The sequence below is a fragment of the Thalassospira sp. A3_1 genome, from assembly GCF_017744215.1.
In the GTDB taxonomy this organism is placed as follows: Bacteria; Pseudomonadota; Alphaproteobacteria; order Rhodospirillales; family Thalassospiraceae; genus Thalassospira; species Thalassospira lucentensis_A.
The window spans coordinates 1,234,725-1,247,512 of the sequence record NZ_JAGHQQ010000001.1 but is presented as its reverse complement, the minus strand read 5'-3'; the positions used below and the strand labels follow the sequence as shown (position 1 = coordinate 1,247,512).

12 protein-coding genes and 1 pseudogene are annotated in these 12,788 nt (G+C 49.1%); 9 read left to right on the top strand and 4 right to left on the bottom strand.

Annotated elements, in window-relative coordinates:
* Positions 1–37 precede the first annotated feature (37 nt).
* The 4 genes from J7395_RS05580 to J7395_RS05565 all read left to right on the top strand — a co-directional run bounded on the left by J7395_RS05580 (position 38) and on the right by J7395_RS05565 (position 1,967).
* Positions 38–508: a GNAT family N-acetyltransferase gene (locus J7395_RS05580; protein ID WP_209220779.1), complete on the top strand. Its 471-nt coding sequence runs from the start codon at positions 38–40 to the stop codon at positions 506–508.
* Positions 509–596: 88 nt separating this feature from the next.
* Positions 597–890, top strand: coding sequence for a hypothetical protein (locus J7395_RS05575; protein WP_062949982.1), 294 nt, complete (start codon positions 597–599; stop codon positions 888–890).
* Positions 891–958: 68 nt separating this feature from the next.
* A complete protein-coding gene (locus J7395_RS05570; protein ID WP_209220777.1) occupies positions 959–1,252 on the top strand; it encodes a phosphoribosylpyrophosphate synthetase in 294 nt (97 codons plus the stop codon).
* Between the two features lie 151 nt (positions 1,253–1,403).
* Positions 1,404–1,967, top strand: a complete 564-nt coding sequence (locus J7395_RS05565) for an SAM-dependent methyltransferase (protein ID WP_209220775.1) — start codon at positions 1,404–1,406, stop codon at positions 1,965–1,967.
* Here the strand turns inward: J7395_RS05565 and J7395_RS05560 are convergent.
* Positions 1,968–2,639: pseudogene (locus tag J7395_RS05560) on the bottom strand (ATP-binding protein); the annotation flags it as partial.
* A gap of 33 nt (positions 2,640–2,672) precedes the next feature.
* Between J7395_RS05560 and J7395_RS05555 the strand changes: the two are divergent.
* The 4 genes from J7395_RS05555 to J7395_RS05540 are packed head-to-tail and all read left to right on the top strand — an operon-like array spanning position 2,673 to position 7,063.
* Positions 2,673–3,467 (top strand): TnsA endonuclease N-terminal domain-containing protein, encoded by a 795-nt coding sequence (locus tag J7395_RS05555; protein ID WP_168173392.1) that lies wholly within the window; start codon positions 2,673–2,675, stop codon positions 3,465–3,467.
* A 39-nt stretch (positions 3,468–3,506) separates the two neighbouring features.
* Positions 3,507–5,207 (top strand): Mu transposase C-terminal domain-containing protein, encoded by a 1,701-nt coding sequence (locus tag J7395_RS05550; protein WP_083952718.1) that lies wholly within the window; start codon positions 3,507–3,509, stop codon positions 5,205–5,207.
* A complete protein-coding gene (locus tag J7395_RS05545; protein ID WP_083952717.1) occupies positions 5,204–6,097 on the top strand; it encodes a TniB family NTP-binding protein in 894 nt (297 codons plus the stop codon). The genes J7395_RS05550 and J7395_RS05545 overlap by 4 nt, the downstream gene beginning before the upstream one ends.
* A 6-nt stretch (positions 6,098–6,103) precedes the next feature.
* A complete protein-coding gene (locus J7395_RS05540; protein ID WP_168173391.1) occupies positions 6,104–7,063 on the top strand; it encodes a TniQ family protein in 960 nt (319 codons plus the stop codon).
* On the opposite strand, the gene J7395_RS05535 is transcribed toward J7395_RS05540, so the two are convergent.
* Positions 7,060–9,057 (bottom strand): hypothetical protein, encoded by a 1,998-nt coding sequence (locus J7395_RS05535; RefSeq protein WP_143588684.1) that lies wholly within the window; start codon positions 9,055–9,057, stop codon positions 7,060–7,062. The genes J7395_RS05540 and J7395_RS05535 overlap by 4 nt on opposite strands.
* A gap of 92 nt (positions 9,058–9,149) precedes the next feature.
* The gene (locus tag J7395_RS05530; protein ID WP_063086209.1) at positions 9,150–10,061 is read right to left on the bottom strand and encodes a tyrosine-type recombinase/integrase; all 912 of its coding nucleotides are present in this window, start codon (positions 10,059–10,061) and stop codon (positions 9,150–9,152) included.
* A 315-nt stretch (positions 10,062–10,376) separates the two neighbouring features.
* Here J7395_RS05530 and J7395_RS05525 point away from each other — a divergent pair, with 315 nt between their 5' ends.
* Positions 10,377–11,750 carry a hypothetical protein gene (locus J7395_RS05525; RefSeq protein WP_143588683.1) on the top strand — a complete coding sequence of 458 codons (1,374 nt, stop codon included), beginning with the start codon at positions 10,377–10,379 and terminating at the stop codon, positions 11,748–11,750.
* 25 nt (positions 11,751–11,775) lie between these two features.
* On the opposite strand, the gene J7395_RS05520 is transcribed toward J7395_RS05525, so the two are convergent.
* The gene (locus J7395_RS05520) at positions 11,776–12,774 is read right to left on the bottom strand and encodes a Wadjet anti-phage system protein JetD domain-containing protein (RefSeq protein WP_063086213.1); all 999 of its coding nucleotides are present in this window, start codon (positions 12,772–12,774) and stop codon (positions 11,776–11,778) included.
* Between the last annotated feature and the right edge of the window lie 14 nt (positions 12,775–12,788).

Below are 12,788 nucleotides of genomic sequence, written 5' to 3'. Positions count from 1 at the left end.
CCCATGATGGCGCCCAGCCCCAAGCAAGGATGCCTTTATGACCAATACTACCTTCCGCTATGCCACCCGCGAAGATTTGTCTGCCATCGTTACCCTTCTCGCCGATGACGAAAAGGGTAAAACCCGCGAAGAACTGCGCGATCCGCTACCCGATGTCTATTATGCTGCGTTCGATGCCATGCAAAGCCAAAGCAGCGAAGCACTTCCCAACAAATATCTGCTGGCGTGTCGCGGTAACGACGTTGTCGGTTGCCTGCAACTGACCCTCATTGCCGGACTTTCGCGCAAAGGCCGTCTGCGCGCCCAGATCGAAGGTGTACGGGTATCGTCGAAATGCCGGGGTCAGAAAGTAGGCGAAAAATTGATCATCGAATCCATTTCGATTTCGAAATTACTTGGCGCATCGCTTGTGCAGTTCACCACCGACAAAACCCGCAAGGATGCCCATCGCTTCTACGAACGGCTTGGTTTTGTTGCCAGCCACGAAGGTATGAAAAAGGAAATCTGAGGTTTTCTGCCATAGTGATGGCAATATTTCCCAGCCTTATAGTGCGATGATCGAGATCCCGGAAACACCAGCAAACGGAGCTTAAGCTATGAACCTCTCCGAACTGCAGGAAATTGCCACACTAAAGGGCTTCACCCATCATTTCAGTGCGACCGGAAATCATGTCACCTGCGATGGCAAGGAAGTCAGCTATTCCGCCAATGATCTGACCATTATCGATAGTCGATCCGTCGATAGCGGCACCGATCCTGGGGATGACGCCACGCTTTATATGATTGAAGCCCGCGACGGTACACGTGGCACCCTGATCGTGCCCAGCAGCTTTTACACCGAGCACGACAAGGCGGAACTGATCGATCATCTGCGCAGTCAGTCCCGATAGAATCGGAACAGTCGCATCGCTTCCGCGTTTCAGGAACAGGTATCCCGTAACCAGCAGGAGAGACGACAATGACTTTGGCCGAACTTCAGGAAAATGCCATCCGTCATGGCTTTTCACATCATTTTGTCTACGAGGCAGGCGGCGTACGCTGCGACGGCAGCGGTCCGGTTTATGCTGCTGCCGATCTAAAAATCGTTCATAGCAACAGTGTCGATGCCGGCACCGATCCGGGGGATGACGCCACCCTTTACATGATAGAGGCCCGTGATGGCACGAAAGGCATGATGATCATTCCGTCAAGTTTCCATGCCGACCCCGACAAGGCACAGCTGATCGACGAGCTGCGCAAGAACATCCACTGAACCACACAAAAAGAACACAAACCCGCACCTGTAACGACATGATGAGGATCGATATTTCGTGACAACACGTTGCACTGCACATCTTCCCATCCCCATATAGTGCACCAGTCGGGGAAAATATCGTCATTCGTGGTCAGTACAGGGAACCGCCATGTCAGATCTTTTGCCGTTCTTCCGGGCCTGGGTAGCCGACCCCAGACGCGTTTCGGCCATATCGCCTTCCAGCCCGGCTCTGGCAGAAATGATTACGTCTGAAATTTCCCCCACGACCGGATCGGTATTGGAGCTTGGACCGGGAACCGGTGTTTTTACCCGGGCTCTGATTGCGCGCGGTCTTGATGAAGGTGATCTGACCCTGATTGAAGCCGGGGCGGAATTCGCGCGCCTGTTGGCAGATCGCTATCCGCGCGCCCGTGTTTTTCACACAGATGCCACCCGGCTTGCCCGTAGTGATTTGTATCCTGCTCACGGCCTTGGTGCCGCCATCAGCGGACTTCCTTTGCTGTCAATGCGCCCGCGTCAGGTGATGGGAGTATTGAACGGTGCATTCCGTTATCTCGGATCCGATGGGGCATTTTATCAGTTTACCTATGGCCCGCGCTGCCCGGTACCCTCCGCCATTCTGGAACGGATGGGTCTTAAATCCGTACGAATTGGCACCATTGTTCGCAATGTGCCACCATCGTCGGTTTATCGTATTTCACGCATGTCCTGATTATCGCCGATACACCATATGCCGATAGCCAAGAGCTTCGGCAACATGGCTACGCTTGACGCCATCCATGCCTGCCAAGTCGGCAATTGTGCGCGCAACGCGCAAAACACGATGATACCCGCGTGCCGACAGCCTCATCTGACGCGCGGCATCCTGCAAAAGACCGCGGCCATCAGTATCAAGTGCCACAGCAGTCTGCAGCACTTCACCATCTGCCTCGGCATTAGTTGAAATATGATCATTTTTATATCGTAATGACTGAATGGCACGCGCGGCCAGAACCCGGTCCCGCACGGTTTGCGTCATCTCGCCACCTGAGGGAAGGTCAAGCTCTTCAGGACGGACGGCCGGAACGTCGATCTGAATGTCAAACCGATCCAGCAGGGGCCCTGATATTCGGGCCTGATAGTCCTCGCCACAACGCGGTGCCCGCGTACAGGCAAGGTCATTGTCGCCCAAGTATCCGCACCGGCAAGGGTTCATCGCCGCGACCAGTTGGACGCGCGCGGGGTAAGTCACATGGGCATTGGCGCGTGCCACAGATACCTGCCCGGTTTCAAGTGGCTGGCGTAACGCATCAAGGACATTGCGCTGAAATTCCGGTAATTCATCCAAAAACAGCACACCATTATGCGCCAGCGAAATCTCGCCCGGGCGCACCCTGTGTCCCCCTGTAAAGAAACATAAAATATGAGACTTACAGGTATGAGTAAAAACAAAGGCTTATGGGTGGATTGGCTCACTAAATATGAGACTGAAACACAAAATATGAGACTCGGCAAAAATTACAGCCTTGCTGAGAGTCTTTTTGAAATCCTTGATGACATCTCCGCTGAAACACGCGGCGCACGTGAAATTCGGCCAACCGACCGATCAATAACGGGTTTACTAAAAGTAGCCCCTGACCAACCACAAATACCCTTCGAATCGTCACTGGAACGCGATTTTGCTATCTTGATGACCGGAAGAAGGGGTGTTTTTTCAATCGAAGCTCAGCCGGTCACCATCAGATATCTGGATGACCTGGGCAAAGAACGAACCTACACGCCCGACTTTCTAATCACGCGTTATCGTCATGAGTTGGAGCGGCCGGAATCTGGCCTGCACACCATGCTGGTGGAAATCAAATACACTTCCGACCTTGATGGTAAAAATCAGCCAACCCTTTTGCAAAAATTCAAGCACGCAAAACAATGGACCGAGTTCAAAGGCTGGTCCTTTAGCGTCTTCACCGAAAAAGAAATCCGAACATCAGAACTTGAACGTGCTCGTGAGCTCCTGCCCTATCGCTTTCTGGATTCTGATACTCCGGTAGAATCTGCAATTGACCTGTTTGTCCAGCAGCACAAAGTTGCGACAATCCGGCAAATCACAGATGCTCTTCACAATTTTTCTGAGGAACAAGTTCACACAGAAGTTCTCAAGATGCTTGCGACACATCAGCTTTTTGCCGATGATGAAAGTAGATTAGATGCTGATTTATCGATCTATTTATTATAGTTTCGATATCGTTATGTTTCTTTTGCGTAGGCTAGGAATTTGACATTCCAAAACACTCAGCCAGACAAAATTGACGACGAGCGTTGGGATAGCGCGCTCGAACGTCGGCAAGTTATTGAACGATGGCTTGAAATTGCCAGCCCGACCAAAGAACTGGCTGCAGATTTTGCTGCTAAATTGAATTGCAGTGTCCCGACGTTTTACCGCTGGGTAAAAAATTTCAGGAAGGATCATCAGACTTCGAGTCTTGTGGTTGGCCTTAACAGAGGCAACAAGACCAAACAACGCCTCCATCCCGACGTCGAAAAAATTATCTCTGATGTAATTAAAAACCTTTATCTGACAAAAGAGCGTCCGATACGGGCACGTGTTGTCGAAGAAGTCGAGTTGCAGTGTTTCAAAGCCAAACTTTCACCTCCTTCAAAACCTACCATTTATCGTCGAATTGCAGACGTCCCGGCTTTCATAGCGACAGAACATCGCTATTCTAAAAAGAAAGCGAAACATCTTTTTGAGCCACACAAGGGTTCTGCAACCACGGCAACTCGTCCTCTCGAACAAGCCCAAATCGACCACACCCCGACCGATATTACTCTTGTTGACCCTAATGAACGCGAAGGAATTGATAGAGCCTGGATCACGTCGGCCGTCGATTCATACAGCCGCGCCTGCACGGGCTTTTATCTTTCTTTCGGAGCGCCAAGCTCACTATCTACCGCCCTCTGTCTGACACAAGCTGTCCTACCCAAAGAGCAACTGCTGCGTGAACATAAAATCTCGGGCAATTGGTCAATGCAGGGACTTCCGGAGAAAATTTTCGTCGATAACGGCTCAGATTTCCATAGCGCAGCCTTCAAACGAGGCTGCGATCAACACGGTATTTCCCTTGACTATCGTCCTAAAGGAGCACCGCAATTTGGTGCTGTGATTGAGCGTTTCATCAAAACGCTGAACCATAGATCCCATAATATTCCCGGTACGACTTTCTCCAGCAGTCATCATCGGGGCGAGTACGACTCCCAGGGACGAGCCTGTATGACCCTCAAGGAGTTGGAAGGTTACCTTCTGGAGTTTATTGTTAACGTCTACAATCAGAGGCTCCACCAAGGTATTGGCATGCCTCCCGCTGCAAAGTTCGAACAGGGTTTTGGTGAAAATGATCCCCGTTCAATTGTCCGGCGCCCACGTTTGCCCAGCAATCAAAAAACATTCCTGATCGATTTTCTACCTGTCATGACACGCACCGTTCAGCGATATGGCGTACGTGTTGACGGCATCAACTACTATTCTGACATTCTGGGACAGATATTGTTTGATGGGGACAAGCGGAAGTTTGAACTTCGACGCGACCCTAGAGATATTTCGACGCTGTATCTCTATCACCCAGAAGACAAGACATACTATGAGCTTCCCTATCGCGACCCGAGCCAGCCTCCCATGAGCATTTGGGAGCTCAGACATATCAAGGATAGGATGCGGCGAGAGGGTAAAGACCAGGTCGATGAAGGGCGTATTTTTGCCGGTTATGAAGCTATGCAGAACCGCATCGCAGAGTCAGTGGCTTCCACTCAGAAGGCAAAAAAGCAGCGTAGAACCGAAAAGCGCCGCATGAATCCTCATGCGTCGCAAACGCACGCGGCCAAGCCTGCTCCGACCGAGCCTCGGGAGACGCTATCCGATGACGATCTGGAATTTGAATTCGATCCCTCAATGATTGAATCGGAGATCAAAATTCGATGACTGAGCACCTTCATAGTGAAGCGGCAAAATATCTGGAGGCATCACGGGACGAACAGATTCATTGGCTGAACACCCCTAAATGGTTCCCTTACGATACTGGCAATCGAATGCTTGAAAAGATCGAAGCAATGATCAAGCACCCGCCAACGCACCGCATGCCATCCATGATGCTGGTCGGCGAAACCAATAATGGGAAAACCATGATTTTGGAGGAAGCTCTGAGCCGTCATCCGCGTCGCTCAATTCCAGAGGAAGAAGCTGACCAAATCCCGGTTATTTTTATCACGATGCCACCAGGGCCTGAACTTCGACGATTCTACAAACAGGTCCTCGATAAAGTTGGAGCTGTTCACCGACCCAGCGATACAACAGCAAATCTCGAAAGCCAGGTACTGCACGTTCTTAAGGGCGTCGGTACGCGCCTCATCATTATTGATGAACTTCATAACATCTCGGAGGGCAAATTTACCCAGCAGCGTCAGTTCCTCAATATGCTGCGCTTTCTGAGCAATGAGCTTAGGCTTTCCTTTATCTGTGCCGGCACCAAGAAAGCCATCCGGACCATCCAAACCGATGATCAGCTGGCTAATCGCTTCAAGCCATATAACCTTCCTGAATGGAAAGACGGAAAGGATTATCGAAGGTTTCTCTATTTTCTCGAATCTACTTTGCCACTTCCAGAGCCATCGAACCTGCATAAATCTGAACTGGCGAGGACCATTCTAACAATTTCAGAACGGACCGTTGGAGAGATGGTTTCGTATGTGAAAGAAGCGACTTTCATTGCGCTTGATGAAAGTTCCGCTCATCTCAAACCACATCATTTTGAAATTGCGGACTATACATCACCTTCACGCCGCAAAGCAGAAGCCGAACAAATTGCCGGGTAAATGACCATGTTACCGGTTCGCCCAAAGCCTCAAGTCGATGAGTCTTTCACAAGCTGGCTGATCCGCGTCGCGAACGCAAACGGCATACCTGTCGGTACCTTCTGCCATTTCCTGTCAAAGCATCAGCATTTTTTTACACGGGATACTGACCGACCAACAGATAAACAGATTGTCTGCGACCTTGCCCGTCTGACAGGCACGCCAATTTCAGCGGCCGCCGAAACAACCATCCATCTTTTGGAACGACGCGTGTTTCCCATGCTGAAGCCGAACAATGTGCAGCAGATGATTACAGTTCTGGGAGTTTATCACAGAACCCATCGTAAATATGGCCAAGCCTTCTGCCCTCAATGTTTGGCTGATGAGGGTTACTACCGATTGTCGTGGCGGCTTGTGTTCATTACTCAATGCACAATCCATTCTCAAAGACTGCATGATCGATGTTGGCAGTGCGGCGAGCCTGTATGTCTTCATCGCAGTCCTTGGCATACCTGTCATTCTTGCGGGTTTGATCGCCGGGAAGCTGAAGCTTTACCAATAGACAGTCATGCAGAAAGACTGCAGAAAAGGCTCGAACAGGGTTTTCGTACAGGAACACTTTTCTGGGATGTACCGATGCCATCCCCTCAATCGTATGCCAAACTCGTTTATGACCTCATGAGCATATTGCATCATCGAGCACCTCGTGTCGCAAGGTTACGGGAAGTCATACGAGAAATGTCAGGCGGCCCCGAATTTAGCTTTGAAGGGGAACAAAAATCGCAAAGGCTGGAGAGCCTCAGTTGTGAAGATAGACACAAACTCATGGCCATCGTCGGCCGGGCACTTCAAGACTGGCCATGGCGGCTTATTGCATATGCGATGCGTGCAGATTGCTGGCATTCGTTCCTGCTTAAAGATTTAAAAAATCCGCATCCGGCACTTAGCGAAACCGCCACACGTTACCTGACATTTTCTCCAAACTAGGATAGCTGCAAAAGTTCTTCAATGATCAGGGGCATGTTTTCAGGCTTGGGATCGTCACGTTCCAATCTTTTGGCGTAGCAGTTCACGGTACTCAACAAATCTAACGTGGTAGGCCAACCGTTCATCCCGTCTACTTCGTGGTCCGCCCGCATCGTGAAATACAGAATATCCCTAATCAAACGGACAGGAAGCTTCAACAAAGTGACTGGATGAGCGACAAATGCTGGGCGTCCTTCATAGAGGCCGTTGCGCAATCTTCGCTCAATAAACATCAAATAACTAAATTTTCCGCGGTTGGGCACCCGACAAACCATCACCAGTAAATTTCGGCCGTTGCCAGCCTTTCTGAGTGGAATACATCCCGGCCATTCGCGTGTACTCGGAAACTCAATTACAGCAAATTTACCGTCAGCTACAGGAATCCAATCATCTCCGAGTGTTGCGATTCGATTTCCGGTTTTTCTCTGGAGAGTTGCCAAAGCTCTTGCCAAATCAGGTAACGGGTAATCGATCGGATCCCCACCTGGCTCTGGCCGCAGCTCTTCACTTTGACCATCGTCCACCAATTCAACGAGGTGAAAAGGTAAAGGGATTTTCGGTGAACAACCGAACAGGTCACGCGCGACCGTCGCTTTTCGTTTGCGTAACTGCTGCGCTATTTCGATGTCTACATCTGGAGAAAACTCCAGTGTTGAGTGCAAAGTCCCGCTCGAGAAGGGCTCCGCAAATGACCCGCTTGCAACATCACCCTCAACAAACTGGTATTTTGGACCTATCTGGTTTTGCTCCAGCTCTTCCAAGTGCTTTTCAATGCGAATGTCTGCGTTTGGCGGAACAAAGTCACTGGCTTCCAGATTCAGAGTTTCCCCATCAAACCCCAGATCAGCCGGCTCGGACGTTACACCGATGATCTCTTGCCCACCGGCTCTCGTGACTGAAAATACTCCATCTTCCGTTTCAAACGCCATTTTCTCAGGCTTTGCCGGAACAACGACCTGAATCGTAGATGCCAAGCGCAACGCTCTAATTCTCTGAATTTGAAGAACGTTAATCGCATGGGAGCTTTCGGTGATGTCATATTCCAGAGGTAGGCGAATGTCAGATGTAAGGCCTGCTGAGAAGCCCGCGAACTTGATTTCAAACGGATCGCTAAATGGCAAAATCAATCTTGGTGGACAAATTGGCCAACGATACGGGCTTAACCCCTTCAAAATCAGCGAACCACATTGCCCCAAAAATGCTTCCGCATTCTTTCCCATTGATAAAATGTTAGCCAACTCAATCGCCGCCGCAAATTTGGCGCCAGCGTTGTAGTTTTTTGGATAGATTCGAATATGCCCATGCTCAAGCTCAAATGGCTCACGGTAAAACCGTTCGACAACGGGCTGCGTTTTCCCGTTCATCAGGCCAACTAACAGCTCAGAACAATATCCAGTCAGATACCAGAGAAAATCTGCACAACTCATAATGAATTGTGTTTGGTGATCTGCCCCCTTTAGCCGACCGGAAACGAGTAATCGGGGAGAGGGAAGTTCTAATGGACCAAACTTCTCCAGATTGTCTGGAATATTGATCCACTGATAGTGGTCTATACTATGGGTGAGCCACTCAAGCCGCGCAGTCTTGGGATCAAGAGTCGCATGGAAGACTTCCAGATCAGGAATAGGTGAGTGAATGCGATTATTCCAAACACGCCCCTCTCTCATCAATCCGAATTCTCGCACTGGAAACTTGCGGTAAACCCAGCTCTCGGTTTGCGCCCGAGCAGCCAGATACGTAACAACATCAATTCCCGATTTATTCTTCGATGTCGGAAAAACGTCCTCACAAGGCGCAAATTTGGCGAGACCCCAAATCTGGTCTGCACGATAGCCAAGATTTGGAGATTCTATGGGATCATGTGTGAAACCGACGACATCGAGAAGAATGTGGGGGGTTCTAAAAGGAGCAGTACGCAGTTGCGGTGTTTCAATAGACGGGATGCGATCAGACATGGACCCCCAACATGTGTGTTTTACCAAATTCATCAGGTGTCCCGTGTCTGAAAGCAACACCAGACGACAGAATATATTGTGCGCTTAACAAACTATTTTCTCGATCCTGCGCGTCCTCCTTCATTATCGAAAGATCGAAAAATCTGTTCATGCAACAGGCCATCTTTGGGCTGCAGATAAGGTAAAAGGCCACCGGTACTTTTGTGGCGGGTAATCTTGCGGATATCCGCATCCGAGAGACCCTCCCAATGCGCAGTTGTTGCTATTCCGCTTCGTAGTGAGTGTGCGCCGAACTCTTGGGGAACCTTGTCACACAACAACAGCAATCGCTTTACCAGACGATTTATGTAGCGGTCAGAAACCGCTCTTTTTTGAATTTTTCCATCGCGGATTGCAGGAAAACAGGGACCATCAATGGGTCTGTTACTCAACTGGTACCAGTGTTCCATCGCATTAAAGGCGCAAAGCGACGACGGCACTTTGGGTATCCACTGGAAGACGGCATCGCTGTGGTTCTTTGATGGCTTCAGACGTACGATCAGGTGAGCATCTTCAAAAACAATGTCATCCCAACCGATTGCAACAATCTCGGAGCGCCTTAATGCCAGAGAGAATCCGATCAGCAAAGCGGCCCTATCCCGGGACGCCTTTGGACCGTTCTCTGGCAAATGATCCAGCATTTGCCCCAATAACACGGGAGCGATCATGCGTTTGCGTTTGGGATCATGACCTCGCTCCCGGCGAATACCTCGCATGAAACGACGCAAATAGTTTCGAGGATCCTTAAACTCCAGACCGTTCATCGCACACATAAAGTGGATGGCCGCGAGATCTTGTTCGAGAGCACTTTGTCCCACTTTGGCTGAGCGCTCTGTCAGAAAGAGCGTAATCGTCTTAGGGTCGGAATTTGGCTTTTCAATGCCCTTGGCCGCACACCAGGCTTCGTATCGTCGCCAGGATGCGAGATACCGTGTGCGCGTTGAAGGTGCCAGCGCCTGATCCATAATGCGTCCCGCCCGGTTGGCGAGTTCGAGAAAGGAGTTACCTGATTCGATCGTTCCGAATCCTGTATTAAGAGCAAATCGTTAGAAAAAGACGGTAACAGAAAAAACAAACCAAGAACAATTGATAATTTTTGACCTAAAATCAAAACTTCAATGGGAAAATGAAACGATAATCTGTTTATGAACTCTGACCAATGACGTCAGACTTTATGTCCTCATTGATCTATTATCCTGTTACAAAATATACACCAATAGTTGCATAATTAAATTAGATGCATCAAATTAACAACCGTATCCAAGGTTGGGAGGCTAACCGTGTTCAACAACTTTTTTTCAGGGGATCCGGTTATTGAAAAACCGAGAGCCGTTTACGCAAAACTCGATAAAATTGAGTCTCTCGACGGGGTAGGCTCACAATCCGACTCATATGTATATTTTGATACTGTTGACGCAGACTGGTTCAACCGTACTTGGAAAAAATATCGTTCTGAACGAAAACACCAAGATGCTTCAATAAACTGGTTTAAGGTAGCGCCCATATCGATCATTGTGGGAAAAAGAAGCCTGCTCTTTGGAAAATATGTCTCAACAGATGAGCTAGATTCACTGAGACATGAAATAGATGCCCCAACAGATGAAATAGAGGAGAGAGGTAACTGGTATCTTCTAGAATTTGCGAACGATGGCATCCCTGTTGATCAATATTTTGGCCTGTTCTCTCCTCCAGTTTCAAGGGTGATAGCGTCACCTCAAAGAGTATCTGCTGAGTTTGAAAAAAGTCTCGGAGACTGCTTTGACCTCGATGACATTAAAGATGCGACGGTGAGTGATATAAAGAAGACCCTCAATCCCTCGTGCAACTCGGTTGAAGGTGTAGCGGTCTACGATGTTGGTCAGGGTAACTGTAATGCACTGCTTAGAAACGTGTATTCCCCAGCTCCAACATTGTACTTTGACTTTGGAGGAGGAGCTCTGGCTAACCAATCGACCTTTCCGACCAAACTGCGTCACTTCTGCAAATCACTTAAGCAGCCAGTAATTCTATCTCACTGGGATTGGGATCACTGGTCATCGGCTCAGAGAGACTCAGGCATTCTTCAACATACTTGGATTGTACCACGCCAAACATTAGGAGCTGTGCATCGCACATTAGCCGCCAACATAGACAGCAAAGGAAAATTACTGATTTATCCAAATAATATAGGAAGCATACGTGTAGGTTCTGTAGAATTGATCAAATGCCAGGGGCGAGGACGGAATCATTCTGGGCTAGCTTTGATCGCAACTCATCAAATTCTGGATAGGCGTATATTGCTCCCGGGCGATGCCAGATACAACGTTATACCCAATTGTCTGAGTAGAGCTATTACAGCTTTTACTGCACTTGTAGCACCACATCACGGTGCAGATATGCGATTTAGGCGAGTTCCAGGCCCAGACTACTGCGGCTTTAATCGCATTGTTTATTCTTATGGTCCCCAAAACACTTTTTATCATCCGCGACAAATCACTATCGACCGCCATAAAGATGAAGATTGGGATCACAAGCTGGAGACTGCTGAAGCGCGTAAACGCTCTCCCACTCAACTTGGGCATTTGCTACTGACATTTGATAATAGCTATGTGCCAAACACAAGACTGTTTCCTCCATGCGGGGGCAACTGCCAACTAGATCTTGTTGAAGGATAAATTCTTTTCTCGGAAACCTGTCGGCTCATTCCCAAACGTCACCAACAATGTCCCCTAACCAAGGATCACACACGGCTTCTTGATCAAATGCGCGAGATCTAACAAGGTCCATAATCAAACGGAGCTTATCTGAGGCATCTGATGCGGTCCGCTGCTGGCCGCTTTTTCCTGAGAACGCTCCATAGGGGTGACCACCACGGCGCTCAAATTCCTCGATCATATAGCCGTAAGCAGCAGACAATCTCAGCTCGGGAATCCTGTATCTAAGCTTCTCAAAGATTCTGAGCGCTTCTCGATCCAAGTCCCCCCAGAATAGTTTGGTCTTATCGCTTTTGATGAGGGTGGACAACTCTTGGCGCGTATTGTCCACAGGACAAGACACGACCTTACCCATCAGCAATCTCTCGCCAAGATTTTCCAACGAGATGCCGTACCCGAATGAACAGATTCCAATGATCGAACGTTTAGACGGAGACTGAGAAAAGGCAGTAAATGCGGCCATATTTTCTATGAAAACGATAGCATCTGCATCTTCTAGTCTTGGACCTGCTGTCAGGACATATTGAACCCGATTATATCCGGCGTCTTTGGCAACCCCAAAGGCCTCAGCCACTGGCGCACCCAGTGTGTCCAAAGCCTTGGACGAGCCAAGCAAGTGTTTCGCCGAAGTGATATATGGATCTCGGTGACTTACCCCTTTATCGTTGAAAATTGCAATCAAGCCTTCGAGTATTGATATTTGATCAGCTTCGGACAGTTCCAACACTGAGGATGAGACACGCTGTAGTGCCGCTTTTTGTGGAACATTCAGTTTATCTTGGTACTTCGCAATAACCTCTTGCCATCGGGCATACTCGGCAGGGATGTCTTCTCGTTTGAGATCAAGTTGGACGTTGCGCAGGGGCCTCATACCATGGCTGAACACGCCCCGAAGCTCACCCAACGCTTGGAGCTCTCGCAATGACTCTATGATCATTGGTGTATCAAAGCGCTCAGGTAACCTCTCTTCGAGAAGTACCCACAATCTCGACTTCCTTA